Annotated in this window: 12 protein-coding genes and 1 tRNA gene; 4 read left to right on the top strand and 9 right to left on the bottom strand. The window is 43.3% G+C overall.

Going from position 1 to position 15,350, the window contains the following annotated elements:
* Window positions 1-170: 170 nt before the first annotated feature.
* The 5 genes from E2K93_RS02870 to ribE form a co-directional block, all read right to left on the bottom strand.
* Entirely contained in the window at window positions 171-3,356 is a 3,186-nt protein-coding gene (locus E2K93_RS02870; protein WP_135437642.1) for an Ig domain-containing protein, read from the bottom strand.
* 265 nt (window positions 3,357-3,621) lie between these two features.
* A complete protein-coding gene (locus E2K93_RS02875; RefSeq protein WP_135437643.1) occupies window positions 3,622-4,095 on the bottom strand; it encodes a phosphatidylglycerophosphatase A in 474 nt (157 codons plus the stop codon).
* Window positions 4,096-4,110: 15 nt separating this feature from the next.
* Entirely contained in the window at window positions 4,111-5,070 is a 960-nt protein-coding gene (gene thiL / locus E2K93_RS02880; RefSeq protein ID WP_135437644.1) for a thiamine-phosphate kinase, read from the bottom strand.
* Between the two features lie 15 nt (window positions 5,071-5,085).
* A complete protein-coding gene (gene nusB / locus E2K93_RS02885; RefSeq protein ID WP_135437645.1) occupies window positions 5,086-5,505 on the bottom strand; it encodes a transcription antitermination factor NusB in 420 nt (139 codons plus the stop codon).
* Window positions 5,506-5,514: 9 nt separating this feature from the next.
* Window positions 5,515-5,979, bottom strand: coding sequence for a 6,7-dimethyl-8-ribityllumazine synthase (gene ribE, locus E2K93_RS02890; protein WP_135437646.1), 465 nt, complete (start codon window positions 5,977-5,979; stop codon window positions 5,515-5,517).
* A 206-nt stretch (window positions 5,980-6,185) separates the two neighbouring features.
* Between ribE and E2K93_RS02895 the strand changes: the two genes are divergently transcribed.
* Window positions 6,186-6,506, top strand: a complete 321-nt coding sequence (locus E2K93_RS02895; RefSeq protein ID WP_135437647.1) for a DUF6170 family protein — start codon at window positions 6,186-6,188, stop codon at window positions 6,504-6,506.
* Window positions 6,507-6,749: 243 nt separating this feature from the next.
* On the opposite strand, the gene E2K93_RS02900 is transcribed toward E2K93_RS02895, so the two are convergent.
* The 4 genes from E2K93_RS02900 to E2K93_RS02915 form a co-directional block, all read right to left on the bottom strand.
* A complete protein-coding gene (locus E2K93_RS02900) occupies window positions 6,750-7,493 on the bottom strand; it encodes a VacJ family lipoprotein (protein WP_135437648.1) in 744 nt (247 codons plus the stop codon).
* A 106-nt stretch (window positions 7,494-7,599) separates the two neighbouring features.
* Window positions 7,600-8,934, bottom strand: a complete 1,335-nt coding sequence (locus E2K93_RS02905; protein ID WP_135437649.1) for a sigma-54-dependent transcriptional regulator — start codon at window positions 8,932-8,934, stop codon at window positions 7,600-7,602.
* 84 nt (window positions 8,935-9,018) lie between these two features.
* Complete coding sequence (locus tag E2K93_RS02910) at window positions 9,019-10,125, bottom strand: sensor histidine kinase (RefSeq protein WP_135437650.1); 1,107 nt, start codon at window positions 10,123-10,125, stop codon at window positions 9,019-9,021.
* A 131-nt stretch (window positions 10,126-10,256) separates the two neighbouring features.
* Window positions 10,257-10,958, bottom strand: a complete 702-nt coding sequence (locus E2K93_RS02915) for a flagellar hook assembly protein FlgD (protein ID WP_189637838.1) — start codon at window positions 10,956-10,958, stop codon at window positions 10,257-10,259.
* A 517-nt stretch (window positions 10,959-11,475) separates the two neighbouring features.
* On the opposite strand from E2K93_RS02915, the gene E2K93_RS02920 reads away from it, so the two are divergent.
* From E2K93_RS02920 to epd, 3 genes are all read left to right on the top strand, one after another.
* A tRNA-Arg gene (locus E2K93_RS02920) sits at window positions 11,476-11,552 on the top strand.
* A gap of 731 nt (window positions 11,553-12,283) precedes the next feature.
* Window positions 12,284-14,275 (top strand): transketolase, encoded by a 1,992-nt coding sequence (gene tkt / locus E2K93_RS02925; RefSeq protein ID WP_135437652.1) that lies wholly within the window; start codon window positions 12,284-12,286, stop codon window positions 14,273-14,275.
* A gap of 37 nt (window positions 14,276-14,312) precedes the next feature.
* Window positions 14,313-15,329 (top strand): erythrose-4-phosphate dehydrogenase, encoded by a 1,017-nt coding sequence (epd, locus tag E2K93_RS02930; protein WP_135437653.1) that lies wholly within the window; start codon window positions 14,313-14,315, stop codon window positions 15,327-15,329.
* Window positions 15,330-15,350: the final 21 nt, after the last annotated feature.

The raw sequence follows: 15,350 nt of genomic DNA on the forward strand, positions 1-15,350 counted from the left end.
GAATATTTTTCAGCCATAGCTTTAGTGAGGTCATTAACAAATGAAAAAGCTAACTGCTGGGCGTTAATCTAGGCGCAAATAAACGAAAACCCCGACAAAGCAAATTATCGGGGTTTTAACTTAGTCTTTAATGACTGTTTAAAATTGTGTTATACGCTCTAGAGCAAAGCTTAATTAAAAGTAAATGGTTCCAGTACGTACACTTCATCTTGGTACGTGCCACTACCACCAGGCTCTTTTAAGATACATTCGATAGCCGCGCCACTACCAACACAAATAGCGTTGGTACCACTTACAGCCCATTCGATATTTTGCATTAGTGGTGTTGTTGGTACATAACTGTCACCCACCATATCTTCAAAGCAATGTAAGCTACCTGTGCTTAATAACGCACAGTATTCTCGACCAATACCTTTGATGATATCAGACACTGAATCGTTAAATTCAGGGACAGTTACTCGATCAACCCAACCGGTTATGATGATTTGCTGTAACTCTTCGCTCCACTCTTCAATGGCATCTTGGCCCCAACAATCGACACTGCCATTGCCAAGTGAACAAATGGAACCATAACGCACCTCAAGTTTTTCCGTTGATGCTTGCAAGCTTGGTACTTCATGCAGCTTTTCTTCTTCTTTGCCCCAACAGGTTGTACCGTTTTCATCAACAGCACAGGCTAATACATTGTTGCCATACAATTGAGTCACGGTACCTAGGCTGTCCGGTACGCTAACAACGTTGTATAAATCATCGCCCCAACATTTCACCGTGCCAGCATCTAATGCACAACTGAACTGATCACCGGATAGCAAAGCGGTTACGTCAGTAAAGCTTGGCACATTCGCCACTACGGCGGCCCCCTCTTCAGCAAAACATTTTACCGTTTGATCTGCTTGGGCAACACAGTAGTGAGTATTACCAACCGCTAGAATTTCAGGGTCTGTGACATCAGGGTTGGCTTCAAATTCACCACCATGACAATGCACGGTATTGTTGTACAAAGCACAATTACCATAGTTAATTTGAGCTATAACACCACCGGCTTGAACCACCGCATCGATAGGTAATTCAACGTCTTCATCATTGACACGAAAAGTAAGAATTTCTAACTCGCCGGCAATATCATACTTACTACAGCCAATTTGATTGGTATCTTCAATACCGACACAAATATCATAATTGCCCGGCATTACATCCGGCAAAGGCACGTAGCTGTAATTAAGTTTTTCACGGTGGTAAGCGCTAATTGCTTGCTTAGAAAACTCAACACCTTGCTCTGTTTTACTGTACTTGATGGCGATGCCATCTTCGATGCTGCCGCTGACAACCACCAGATTTGATTTGCCAAGGTAATCAGACAATTCGAGAACACCGCTGCCAATGCTCTTCCAATTAAATTGCACGTTACCGCTTTCACGGTAATATTTGCCTTTTAAATTAGACATCAGCTCAATGTAATAATCGCTGTAAGCATAAAAACCTGCGGATTGTTCAACATCGACCGATTTTGAGTGAATGGCAATGTCGTTTTCAAGTAGGCTGATGTATTGCCCATCCGTCAGTTCAGTATTATAAACTTCAACGGCCAACAAAGACGGTAACGTCAAAAGCACATCGACATTGGTGACGTCAGTGTCGTTAATGATCAGCTTTTGCAATTTAGCCATACCGCTCAATAAACTGGTATCGACGAAATTGGAATTACTGGCTTCAATTTGTAATAAATCAGCCAATTGCGAGATAGCACTCCAGTCACTCACTTGCGAACCAGGTAAGTTTAGGTATTGCAAATTAGAAAAATTAGCTAGGTCTTGTAAACTAGCGATAGTGCTATCGGCACAGCTGAACGAGTTAATTTTATAGACGTAGTCATCTTGAGAGTTTGCTAAACAGCTTTGCAGTACTGCGTCGGTCAAGGTCAGTTCAGATACTTTCTTGTCATAAACGTTTTGATCCGGGTCAACGTCATTTAGCAGACCATCACCATCAATATCATCATCACTGTTATCACCGGTGCCATCACCGTCGGTATCTAACCATTCAGAGGCATCCGTTGGAAAGGCATCTGAATTATCACCATAACCATCGCTGTCGCTATCTAACCACTCGTTTGAGTCTTGTGGGAACGCATCCGAATTATCGCCATAACCGTCGTTATCACTGTCTAACCACTCGCTAGAATCTGCCGGAAATGCGTCTTGGTCGTTGTTGATACCATCACCATCGCGATCGATATCGGCGTTATCACCGATAAAGTCCATGTCGATATCTGACCATTCATTAGCATCGGTAGGAAACGCGTCAAGGTCATTATTGACGCCATCACCATCGATATCGTTATCCAAATTATTAACGACACCGTCATTGTCCATATCATGGCTATCACTGTGTTGATATTGCCATTGGCTGACAAGTTGCTCTGCACGAGCAACAAGACGTTGTTGTTGTTCATCACTGATTGGCGCTGAGTCACTTAAGAAATCACCAAACATGCCTGCAGAATTAACCCCATAAATCGTCGACAGGCTATTTTTTTGTAACGCGACAGCATCGCGAAAGCCTTGTTCTGAGATGGTTCCTGCGTGCAATTGCTGCAGTTCAGCTGACAGCTGTTGTGTTAATTGCTGAGTAAATGGAGAAATAACCTGAGTGATGGCTTTATCATAATTTAGCGCCGTGAACGGCACCGTAGATAGGGTCACTGGCATAGCCGCGAAATCATCGTTATCGCGACTGATATCGTCCGCGCCCTCACCTAAATAGGCACGTAATGGGGCAATACTTAAAGCACTTTTATCATCACCTGCGACATGCAACTCGTATATGCCAGCAGCGTCCGAAAGCGCAAACGGTTCACTGTTATCCCATGCGCCGTTGGCATTTACGTCTAAATAGACTTTCGCACCTGAAACGTAGCCATCAACAACTGGGCCAGTTATCACATAGGTATCGTCAACGGTAATCGAGAATGCCTCGAGTTGAGCTGAATCGGTGCCATCTGAGACGCTAACGATAATATTGTCATAACTTCCAGCATCAGACAGTGATGGTGTGCCTGATAACTCACCGGTTGTGCTATCTAATGATAGCCATGCTGGTAAGTTCAATGCTGAGAACGTCAATGTATCGCCAACATCGGCATCACTGGCACTGATGGTTACCGCATATTGCTGTAACTCATTAACTGACAAATCAGGAGATGCAGAGATCACTGGCACATTATTTTGCGCCGGAGGTGGCTTTTGCTTGTTGTCATCAGCGCCACCGCCGCCTCCACCGCCGCCACATGCGGACAATGAAACAGCTAAGGCAACCGTCGATAATCGCGTGAGAAGTTTTCTCTGGACCGTACTCATAATTTCCCCTGAGTTTATTTAACTTGTGTTTATTTTTATTCGGGCGAAATACCAATTGAATAAAACCACAGTGCTCTGCTCGACACCTGACGGTAGGCAAGGCAAAGGGTTTAAGACAGGGACATTAACGCCAAACTATCAAGCTAATCTAAAGAAAGGGGTATCAGAATTATGTTAATAAATGTTAAACCTGAACAAGGTTAACTCTATTAAGGCATGCCATTAAGGAACAAAACCAACATGGCAGGTGAGCAAAACAGGGTAGTTAAAAGATAAGATGCATCAAGGCTAAAGACAGAACACCAGCTATAATATCATCTAGCATAATACCAAAGCCGCCATGGACTTTTTTATCGGCAATCGATATTGGCCAAGGTTTTAATATGTCGAAAATACGGAAGATGATAAATCCAACCAGCAGAGTTTGCCAATTGAGTGGAATCGCGATCATGGTAATTGTATAACCGGCAACTTCATCCCAGACAATGGCGCCATGGTCATGCACTTTTGCGTCTGCAGACGCTTTACCACAAATCCAAATACCAACCACAGACATAATAATGGTCGCGACGATATAAACCGGTAAGGAGAACTGAGCAAGAATAAAAATGAAAGGTAGAGCCGCTAAGGTGCCAAAGGTACCAGGTGCTTTCGGCGCTAATCCAGTGCCAAAACCCAATGCTAAGAAGTGCACGGGATTGCTTAAATTAAAAAGCTGACTGGCATTTTTATTGCTCATAACGTTACAACGCCATTAACTAAAGTGTTGAAAACCATTGCTCGGTACCACAAAGTTTTCACCATCTAACAGCAGGTTTATCTGTTGTGATGGGTTTAGTTGGCCTAAGCAGCGATAATCAACATTCGCATGCGCCATCGCGGTTTCAACACCAACTTTATTGGTCGCAGGTACGGTGAATATCAATTGGTAATCATCACCACTGGTTAATGCCATGGTAATCGCCTGCTTTTTGCTCAGGTTACTCAGCATCACATCAGATATTGGCACATTGGCCAAATCGATATCGATACCTAAAGTAGACGCTTTACAAAGGTGTTCTAGATCCGCCAGCAAGCCATCTGAAACATCAATCGCTGCGGTAGCGAATTCACGGATCATTTGTGCCACTAGCACTTGCGGACGAGGAAAGTCTAACTTCTCTTTGACTTTAACAAAGTCTTGTTCTGACAATTCAACCTGACCATTGATGGCAGCCAACGCTAAGCCTGCATCGCCGATGGTATTGGTGACAAACACATAATCGCCATTTTTCGCGCCACTGCGACACAGCGCTGTATTTCTAGCAACGGTGCCTTGAGCGGTAATAGTAATGCTTAATGGTCCTTGAGTGGTATCACCACCAATAAGCTGGACATTATAGTATTCTGTTAGCTCGAACATACCTTGGGTAAATTCGGCCAGCCATTTTTCATCTACTTCAGGTAAGGTAATCGCAACTGAAATCCAGCTTGGTACGGCGCCCATAGCGGCCAAATCACTAAGATTAACCGCAACGGCTTTGTGGCCAATCGCTCTAGCACTGGTATCCAAAGGGAAATGCACACCAGCAACTAAGGTATCCGTGGTAACGGCAATTAAGCTATCACCACTGGCTTCTATAAGCGCACAGTCATCACCGATGCCCATTGCCACATCTTTACGATTGACAGGCTGCGCCGTGAAGAACTGTTTTATCAGTTCAAACTCTTTCATAGAGAAGTAGAAACCTTACTCGTTAGGACGGAATGCCGTGACGACTTTATCTAACACACCATTGACAAATTTATGACTGTCATCAGCGGCAAACGATTTAGCCAGCTCGATAGCCTCATTGATCACCACACGATATGGTACGTCTTTGCAATCACGAAGTTCGTAAATGCCAACACGTAAAATGGCTTTTTCTACCTGATCAACTTCATCCAACGGACGGTCAACATGCGGTCGAATTGCATTATCAAGTTCACTGACGTTTGCAGCAACGCCACGTACTAACTTGGAGAAAAAGTCGATTTCAAAGCGACGTTTTGTGTTATCGGCAATAAAGTTTGATTCAACTTCGCCGATATCGTTACCAGTTAATTGCCACGAATAGATCGCTTGTACGGCAATTTCACGTGCTTTTCTTCTAGGAGATGGTTTAGCCAACGGGGTCACCTATAATTGTTCTAAAACATTTACCATTTCAAGTGCACTTAGGGCAGCTTCTGCGCCTTTGTTACCTGCTTTGGTACCTGAACGTTCAATTGCTTGCTCAATGCTATCAACGGTAATCACACCGAATGCCACTGGAATATCAAATTCCATTGCCACTTGCGCCAAGCCTTTATTACATTCGCCTGCAACAAAATCAAAGTGTGGTGTACCACCGCGAATAACCGCACCAATAGCGATAACGGCGTCATATTCACCTTTTTGTGCCAGCTTCTTAGCGGCAACTGGTAACTCATATGCACCAGGAACGCGAACCACTGTGATGTCACTGTCGGCAACGTTACCGTGACGCTTTAGTGCATCAACAGCACCTTCTAACAAACTTTCAACAACAAAGCTGTTAAAGCGAGAAACAACAATGGCAAATTTCTTGCCTGTGGCTACAAAAGTTCCTTCAATTACGTTCATTTTTATTAACCTGTTACGAAAATTGGCGCAATTGTAGCAAAACACAATAGATTTAGGTACTTAAAAATAGCCTAAAAATTGATTTATTACATTTGCTATACAGATGGCGCCGATTAGCCTGTATTGTATATTTTTGCTGGTATTTAGGTTTGCCTGTTACCTAGCCTTTGCTACAATACCGCCTACGTTAGTTTAGTCGAATCATTATGAAATTCTATTTTTCCAGTAATCAATTTGAGCAATTACAAGACTTTAATTTTGCCGAAAAACAGCAAATTATTGAGCTTGCTAATAACAAAATGCCAGCACCTGCTAAGGTCACTTTGAACATTTTAAAACTGTTGATTTTGATCCCACCGTTTTTATTATTAGCGCGGGTCGATTCATGGATGTTTGTGCTACCTTTGCTATTGGTATTGGTGTGCTACTTTGTTATTTTACGACCGGTCTCGTTAATGTTTCTGGGCAAATATATTGATGAGGCTGTGGCGCAATTTAAGCGCCGCCAGCAATTACAAGACGATTAATTCTTAAGCTGATTCTGTTCTAGTCTTCACGTGCCATTGGCTTGTTCGAAAATGGCTTGTTCGAAAATGGCTAATTAGAAATGACTAGTTAGAAAATCACCATAGCCAGTTTGAAAAACTCAAGTGAATAATTAAAGTGAATAACTCAACTGAACAGCTAAAGTGAACAGCTAAAAAAAGAGCGCATGTTATCAACAGTGCGCTCTTTTTTATTTCTATTTATGGGCTGATTTATGGTTTGCGTTAGAGCTCTTCTAACAAGTCGTCCAACTCTTCTTCTTGTTCTTCATCCACTTCAATCGGTGGATTACCATCATATAATCGGTAACGTATATTCTGGAAGTAAGCGTTTTTCACAAATTCATAAGGGTCTAACGACTCTTCTAACAAGGTCTCTTGTTCGGCAAGCTTACTGCGCGCATCTAGGGCGATGATCAAACGTCTTGCCACGTTGGGCCAAAAATCTATTATCGCCAACGGCCAATAATAGCCATCAACCAAATCACCTACTTCGTCACGTACAGAGCTTGGTCCAAGCACAGGCAACATTAGATAAGGGCCATCACCAACGCCATAATAACCAAGCACTTCACCAAATTCTTCTTCTTCGCGCATCAGGCCGGCGTGTTTGGCTAAGTCAAACCAACCGAACAAGCCAACCGTGGTGTTTAGCACAAAACGACCGGTAGCAACCCCTGCACGTTGAAATTTACCCTGCAACACATTGTTTATCGCGGTAAATGGTTCATTTAAATTTAACGCCACATTAAGTACACCGGTTCTCACCGGAGACGGTACATATTCGGCGTAGGCTTCGGATACGGGTTTGAATACGTATTTGTCTGCGTATTCCCAGTTAAAGGTCCATATCGGACGGTTAATGGATTCCAGCGGATCTCGCGGATCGCTGTCCTCAGAAGTGGTCGAACACCCGGTCATAAAGATGCTAAGCACAACGAGCATGATGCTTAGTGATGTAAACTTCATTTGTTTTTATTCCTACCTGGATACGCCTTAGGCTTTATCTATTTTATCTTGTACGCGTGATGCCTGATTTGCGATGACATCTTACAATGTTAATACACTGTTAACTCTATGCTGGTAACTCTATACCACTTTCACGCATTTTGGCTAGTTTATATCGCAATGTGCGAGCACTAATACCCAATCGTTCGGCGACATCTTTGCGCGATCCATCGCATGCTTTTAGGGCATCAAGGATTATTTGAAACTCTTGTTGTTTCAATTCGGCGCCAAGATTGTCTTCATTACTGGCCACATCATCCGTCGCATCTGAGCTTGCAATGATGTCGTCTTCGTCGATCAATAGGTCTTGCGCGCAAATTTCTGCCGATGATTTTAATATCAAGGCTCGTTGAATAACGTTATCCAGTTCACGAACGTTACCAGGCCAACTGTAGCTCAACAGTTTTTGTCGAGCACCAGCATCAACACTAACGGTCTCGCCAGCACAATACTTACGCACAATGGCTTCGGTCAACGGGATAATGTCGCCCTTTCGCTGGCTTAACGGTAGCCAAGTCAAAGGAAAAACATTTAAGCGATAATATAAATCTTCTCGAAAACGGCCTTGCGCGACAACTTGTTTTAACTGGCGATTGGATGTTGCCAATACACGTACATCGAGATTAATGATTTTTCGCGAACCTAAGCGCTCGACTTCGCGCTCTTGAATAACGCGCAAAATTTTCGCTTGTAGGCCAAGGTCCATTTCGGTGATTTCATCCAATAAGATGGTGCCACCTTGTGCTTGTTCAAATTTGCCAGGACACGCATTTAGTGCGCCGGTAAACGCACCTTTTTCATAACCGAATAACGTTGCTTCCAACATATTTTCAGGAATAGCCGCACAGTTTATCGCTATAAACGGTTGCTCTTTTCGCGGTGAGTTGTCATGTATATAACGTGAAAGCACTTCTTTACCTGAGCCACTTGGACCGAGGATCATAACGGAAGCATCTGTTTGAGCGACTTTTTCAGCGAGCTGCAATAATTTTTGGCTGCTGATGTCTTCAGCGATCGGACGATTAACCTCTACCTTTTCCAACGGCATATATTGGTCAATCATATTTAAAAGGACTTGTGGTGCAAATGGTTTGGCGATGTAATTACACGCGCCATCTTTCATCGCTTGCACGGCATCATCAATGGTTGCGTACGCGGTCATTATCAAAACCGGTAACTGCGGCCAATTTGCTTTGATGTTTTTTAACAGGGTCAGGCCACTCATCGCGCCCATTTGCACATCGGTAACCACCATATCCACTTTACGTTGATTGAGGATCACCAATGCTTGCTCAGCACTGTCAGCTTCTATGCATTGATATTCAGATAATGACATGGTGTCAACGACGGCTTCGCGCAAACCTGGATCGTCTTCCACAACCAGAACCAGCTTACTGGTCATATGTGCCCCTTGTTATTGTTTTTATGTTGTCAATAATGTCGGTACATTCGGGGCGACGGTTAGCATTAATCAGCTAGGATTGGATCAGTCTTTGTTTGTCATAAACAAAGGAATTGAAATGCAAAATTCCGCGCCTTCGCCCAAGGTACTTGTTAATGTTACATCACCATGATGGGCTTTTGCTACCGATTTTACAACCGCAAGCCCTAAACCTGTGCCTTGTACTTTCGATGTATAAAACGGTTCAAAGATTTTTTCTGCATCTTCTTCACTGACGCCCTTGCCATTATCCTTGACGCTGATCTGCACAAGATTATCATTACTTTTTACCACCACATCGATAACAGCATTAGAATCAATAACTTGCAATGCATTATGGATTAGGTTTTGAATCGCTCCAGCAAGGGCACTTTGATTACCTATGATTTGAATAGGTGTATTGACCTGATAATCAAAGTTAAGCTGTGCAGACGCTTCACTGACCTGTGCCTCGACACCCGCTAATGACTCATCAAGTAAATCAGCCACATCGAGAACCGCGACCACTTGTTTGCCACCACTTTTGGCGTACAACAACATGTCATTGACTTGTTGTTCGAGATCTTGCAAACGTGAGGTCAATTTTTCTTGGAATCTTTGACGCTTTTCATTATCAAGGTTTTGGCTACCAAGATTAGAGCAATACAACATCGCCGCAGACAATGGCGTGCGCACTTGATGAGCTAAGGTAGACACCATACGACCCAGCGCTGATAAGCGTTGCATTTGACTGAGTTTATCTTGTAAAAGGCGGGTCTCGGTCAAGTCGGTAATTAAGATAAGTTGTCCGGCTTGGGAACCAAACGAAGAGATGTCGAGTTTAACCCTGCGACCATCTTTTAAGGATACTTCGTGGCCATCATCAGCGCGTGGCTTAAATGCTTGTTGAATGACATCAATCCAGGCGCGCTTTAATAAATGTTCACCAAGCAATTCAAATGCTACATCATTGGCTTTAACAACAATACCATCGCCATCAATGATAACCACACCAGCAGGCATAACATCAAATAACTGATTAAGTTGATTTGACTGTAAGCGCAGCAAATCCAATTCACCAGGATAGGCTTCGCTTAGTAGCTTCCCTTGTCCGGCTTGATCTGCTTTGTCCACTGTCGACGCAAAATCATTGTCGTCATCAGTAAAGCTCATAGTAATACCTCTGTTTTGCCATATTTAGTTGTTATTATTGATTTGAGCCTTAATATCACCATGGTGTTAACGCTCTGTTTTTTCTGGCATCAATGCCATCATAGGATAAATCAGCTTTACCCTCAAATATTCTAAAAGTTACCATCTTGTTTAACAATTTGAGATACCTCGCTCAACATCAAGGTGTCATCATTTTCTAAGTACAAACGCAAGTCTTGGAGCGCCTTATCAACGCTGACGCGAATAACCTTATTATTGGTGAAGGGTATCAACTCTATAACCTTGCCATCGCATAAGCAGGAAACAATAAAACGGTAATCACCTTCTGCCGCGACATCACCGGTTCGCGTGGAGCCATCCCACGAAAATGCCAACTGGCCTGGCCCACAATCTCCTAATGGTAATAGCTTAACGATTTCACCCTGCTCATTTTCGACATAAACCAAGATATGCACACAATCTCGCTCAAGCTCAAGGAAGGCTTCTGCGTGTTGATTGTCTTCCAGGTAAATACGGCCATTTTGCACGAGTACATTACGACCAATCAGACTACTGGCCTGCAACGCCAGGTTCGAGGTGTTTAATTCTGACTTACCGAGTAATTTGTCATGGTATTCATCAATACTTAAACTGATGGAACTGGCTAATAATTGGGAAAACTCTTCGTCAGCTTTGAGGTTGGTTTCGAGATCGGAATCGATTGGCTCAGGAATAATGTGCGCAAAAAACTCATGCAACTGCACCGTCGCTTGTTTGGTGACCAAATTTTGTAGAGATGAGTCTGAAATCACTTGCGAGCTTCCTGCTTGCTGGTCAGTTTTTTTATCTTGCACCAATATTTCCAAAATCCTGCCTGATCAAAATGGCATTACCATTAAAGTCATTTTGTGCAGGTGCTAATACGCTATTATTGTTTTGTGTGTATCAGAGTGAATTAAACGTTAACCTTCAAGTTATTCTAAAAGGTTTTGTTGTTCGCATTGTCTACTTTTCTATTTGACTACTTGCCTATGAATCACTTAGTAAGCAAGACCTATGGCTGCAAATATCAATTCACTCTAACTATTTATTCAAAAATTGTGCCAAAAAGCAAATATTTACACTTGGCGCATGTTGATCGATATTTGCCGATAAAACGATCAGATGACAACACTTTGAGCGTGTAGCAGCCTGTAAAGGATCATTTATCGAATAACAATGGATTTATTGCCTGACCTGGGCGGCAAAGCGAACGGCAAGCTGTTGCCACCTAGCTCAATATTGCCGTTTACATTTATGGAATAATCGGATAATTTGCTACACATAAGGCAATAGACACTGGTGTGGACACTGGTGTGCAAAACGAGTTTAGTCCCTGTAGCTCAGCTGGATAGAGCAAGCGCCTCCTAAGCGCTAGGTCGGACGTTCGAATCGTCTCAGGGACGCCACATATTAAATTTTTTCAAGACAAATAAAAAACCTCGCCAAAGCGAGGTTTAAGAAAATTAACAATAATTATTTTTTATTATTGTTCAGATATAATTTCGTTAACTTCCGTGTCATGAGATGCGTTCGAGCTGGAAAATCCCGCTGAAACACCCAAAATTAAAACCGCTATAAAAACAGTACTTAATTTCACTTCCCTCATAGACGATCTGTTCATGACGCAGGCCCTGAAAGAGTTGTTATTATTTTAAAAACAAGACCACTTTATACACTTTAAAGAGGTATGACAAGAGGCTTTTTTAACTATTTTTTTGTACAATTCTCCAAGCAAAAAACTGAAAGCCCACCCTAAAACTTTCATAACACCATAACCTTTTGTTTTGCGGTTATTTTTCACAAAATTACAGAACGATTACAGTATATTACAAAAAACAACCTCTTCAGCGGGTAAAAAATGGCTTTACAGGCCGTTATTTTGATTGTTCGACGCTTAAAAAACACAACAAAATAAAAGTTTTCACACCGACTTTCACTTGGTGTTTTGATTATTTGTTATTCCTAAATGATTGATAGCTCTTCAATTACAAGCAAAAACAGAGAAAATATAGTGTGAACAAAGATTTGAATGAGTATAACTAATTGCAAAAAGCTTACATTTATCATTGATCGAGAATGCTTTGTAAGCGAAAATACGCGCTGTTTTTAATCAGAGCCTAATAACAACGGAGCAAAAATGCCGTCACGTCAACAACAAGCCAACGCCATTCGCGCGTTAAGTATGGATGCAGTGCAAAAAGCTAAATCAGGTCACCCAGGCGCGCCTATGGGTATGGCTGATATCGCTCAAGTATTGTGGTGTGATCACCTCAAGCACAACCCAACAAACCCAAACTGGGCCGATCGAGATCGATTTGTGTTGTCAAACGGTCACGGTTCCATGTTGATTTATTCCCTTCTGCATCTTACCGGCTATGATGTGAGCATTGAGGATTTACAAAGTTTCCGTCAATTACACTCAAAAACGCCAGGTCACCCTGAGTATGGTTACACGGCAGGTGTCGAAACGACGACAGGTCCACTGGGTCAAGGTATCACCAACGCAGTTGGTTTTGCTATTGCTGAAAAAACCTTAGCAGCACAATTTAACCGACCTGGTTTTGATGTTGTTGATCATCATACCTGGGTATTTTTAGGTGACGGCTGTTTGATGGAAGGTATTTCTCATGAAGCCTGTTCATTAGCCGGCACATTAGGCCTCGGCAAATTAATTGCTTTTTGGGATGACAATGGCATTTCAATAGATGGCCATGTTGAAGGTTGGTTTTCTGATGATACGCCTGCGCGTTTTGAAGCCTACGGCTGGCACGTGGTTCGTGATGTAGATGGCCACGATCCTGAACAAATTGAAGCGGCGATCCAAGCGGCTAAACAAGAAACAGGCAAACCGACCCTTATTTGCAGCAAAACCGTTATTGGTTATGGTTCACCAAATAAAAGTGGCAGCCACGATTGTCACGGTGCCCCACTTGGCGAAGACGAAATTCAAGCGGCACGTGAATTTTTAGGCTGGCAACACGCCCCATTTATGGTTCCTGACGATATCAAATCTGCATGGGACGCATCGTCACAAGGCGCGGATAACGAAGCGAATTGGAATCAGCTATTTGCTAGCTACCAACAAGCTCATCCAGAACTGGCAAAAGAGTTTACGCGCCGCACAAAAGGTGAACTACCAGAAAATTGGCAGCGACATACCCAAGACTACATTGCAACCTTGCAGGCAAATCCTGATAATGTTGCGACTCGTAAAGCAAGTCAAAATTGTCTTGAAGCATACGGTCCTGTATTACCAGAATTTATTGGTGGTTCGGCAGATTTAGCCGGTTCAAACCTGACATTGTGGTCAGGCTCTAAAGGCATTAGTGCTGAAGACCCATCTGGCAACTACCTATTTTACGGTGTACGTGAATTTGGTATGTCCGCCATTATGAACGGTATTTCTTTGCACGGTGGATTTGTACCTTACGGTGCGACCTTCTTAATGTTCATGGAATATGCTCGCAATGCGGTACGTATGGCGGCACTGATGAAACAACGTAATATCTTTGTTTATACCCATGACTCTATTGGTTTAGGTGAAGACGGCCCGACCCACCAACCGGTTGAGCAGCTTGCGTCATTGCGCGTGACACCGAATCTATACAACTGGCGTCCATGTGATGCGGTTGAATCGGCGGTTGCTTGGAAGCGCGCAATCGAACGCACTGAAGGTCCAACAACCTTGACCTTCACTCGCCAAGGCCTGCAGCAGCAACAGCGTGATGCCGAGCAATTGGCAAATATCGAGCGCGGTGGCTATATTCTTAAAGATTGTGGCGAAAAGCCGGATCTCATCTTTATCGCAACCGGTTCTGAAGTTGAACTTGCGATGGCAGCCAGCGAACAATTAGCAGGTTACAACGTGCGCGTTGTGTCAATGCCTTGTACAGACGCATTCGATGAACAAAGCGCCGAATACCGTGAGTCGGTATTGCCAAGTGATGTAACCGCACGAGTTGCTGTTGAAGCCGGAATCGCTGATTACTGGTACAAGTATGTTGGCTTTGATGGCCGCATCATAGGCATGACAACCTTTGGTGAGTCAGCGCCTGCTAACGAACTTTTTGAAATGTTCGGTTTTACCGTTGAAAACGTAGTAAATACCGCTCGCGAATTACTGGACTAACGGATACCGGCCGGGCTCTCACCCGGCTGATTAACCAATGACAATAAAAATTGCAATAAATGGCTTTGGTCGAATTGGCCGAAGCATTCTCAGATCACTCTATGAAACCGGTCGAAACGACCAGTTTACTGTGGTCGCTATCAATGAACTAGCCAAGCCAGAAGGCATTGCTCATCTATTAAAATACGATACCAATCATGGCCGTTTTGCGTTTGATGTTCGCTATGAAAACGAGCACCTTTATGTTGCTGGCGACGAAATTGCCCTGCTTCATCAACAAGACAGCAAAAAGCTACCGTGGGATAAATACGATGTTGATATCGTTTTAGAATGTACCGGTATTTATAAAGATAGAGCCCACGCCGCAATTCACCTGGAGCGTGGCGCGAAAAAAGTATTGTTCTCGCAACCGGCACAAAACGATGTTGATAAGACCATCATCTATGGCATTAATCAGCAACAACTAACCGAGTCAGACGTTATTGTCTCCAATGGTTCTTGCACCACCAACTGTATTGTTCCGGTGATACAGGTGCTCGATCAAGCCTTTGGTGTGGAAAGTGGCACCATTACCACCATTCATTCATCTATGCACGATCAGCAAGTTATCGATGCCTATCATGATGATTTACGTCTGTCCCGTGCTGCTAGCCAATCGATTATCCCTGTGGATACCAAATTAGCCGCAGGAATTGAGCGAATTTTACCGAAATTTTCCGGCCGCTTTGAGGCAATTGCGGTACGAGTACCTACAATTAATGTTACGGCAATGGATCTGAGTGTCACCTTAAATACCGACGTCGATATCGATAGCGTCAATGATGCGATCAGCAATGCGCTAGACGGGCCATTGCAGGGTATTTTGGGTTTTACCAAAGAACCTTTGGTATCAAGTGATTTTAATCATGACCCACACTCATCGATTGTTGATGGAAATTCGACCCGCGTCAGTCATAAGCGCCTAGTCAAACTTTTGGTTTGGTGTGACAACGAGTGGGGGTTTGCAAATCGCATGCTTGATACCGCCTGGTGCATGCATTACTGCAAACAATAACAACAGTTAACTGAAACTAAC

The organism is Thalassotalea sp. HSM 43, assembly GCF_004752005.1.
Classification (GTDB): domain Bacteria; phylum Pseudomonadota; class Gammaproteobacteria; order Enterobacterales; family Alteromonadaceae; genus Thalassotalea_A.

Bases quoted from the DNA above. Each gene is read 5' to 3' on its own strand.
- E2K93_RS02900 (WP_135437648.1), bottom strand. From the start codon at position 7,493: ATGAAGTTTACATCACTAAGCATCATGCTCGTTGTGCTTAGCATCTTT.
- ribE (WP_135437646.1), bottom strand. From the start codon at position 5,979: ATGAACGTAATTGAAGGAACTTTTGTAGCCACAGGCAAGAAATTTGCC.
- E2K93_RS02910 (WP_135437650.1), bottom strand. From the start codon at position 10,125: ATGAGCTTTACTGATGACGACAATGATTTTGCGTCGACAGTGGACAAA.
- E2K93_RS02905 (WP_135437649.1), bottom strand. From the start codon at position 8,934: ATGACCAGTAAGCTGGTTCTGGTTGTGGAAGACGATCCAGGTTTGCGC.
- tkt (WP_135437652.1), top strand. From the start codon at position 12,284: ATGCCGTCACGTCAACAACAAGCCAACGCCATTCGCGCGTTAAGTATG.
- epd (WP_135437653.1), top strand. From the start codon at position 14,313: ATGACAATAAAAATTGCAATAAATGGCTTTGGTCGAATTGGCCGAAGC.
- E2K93_RS02895 (WP_135437647.1), top strand. From the start codon at position 6,186: ATGAAATTCTATTTTTCCAGTAATCAATTTGAGCAATTACAAGACTTT.
- E2K93_RS02870 (WP_135437642.1), bottom strand. From the start codon at position 3,356: ATGAGTACGGTCCAGAGAAAACTTCTCACGCGATTATCGACGGTTGCC.
- thiL (WP_135437644.1), bottom strand. From the start codon at position 5,070: ATGAAAGAGTTTGAACTGATAAAACAGTTCTTCACGGCGCAGCCTGTC.
- E2K93_RS02875 (WP_135437643.1), bottom strand. From the start codon at position 4,095: ATGAGCAATAAAAATGCCAGTCAGCTTTTTAATTTAAGCAATCCCGTG.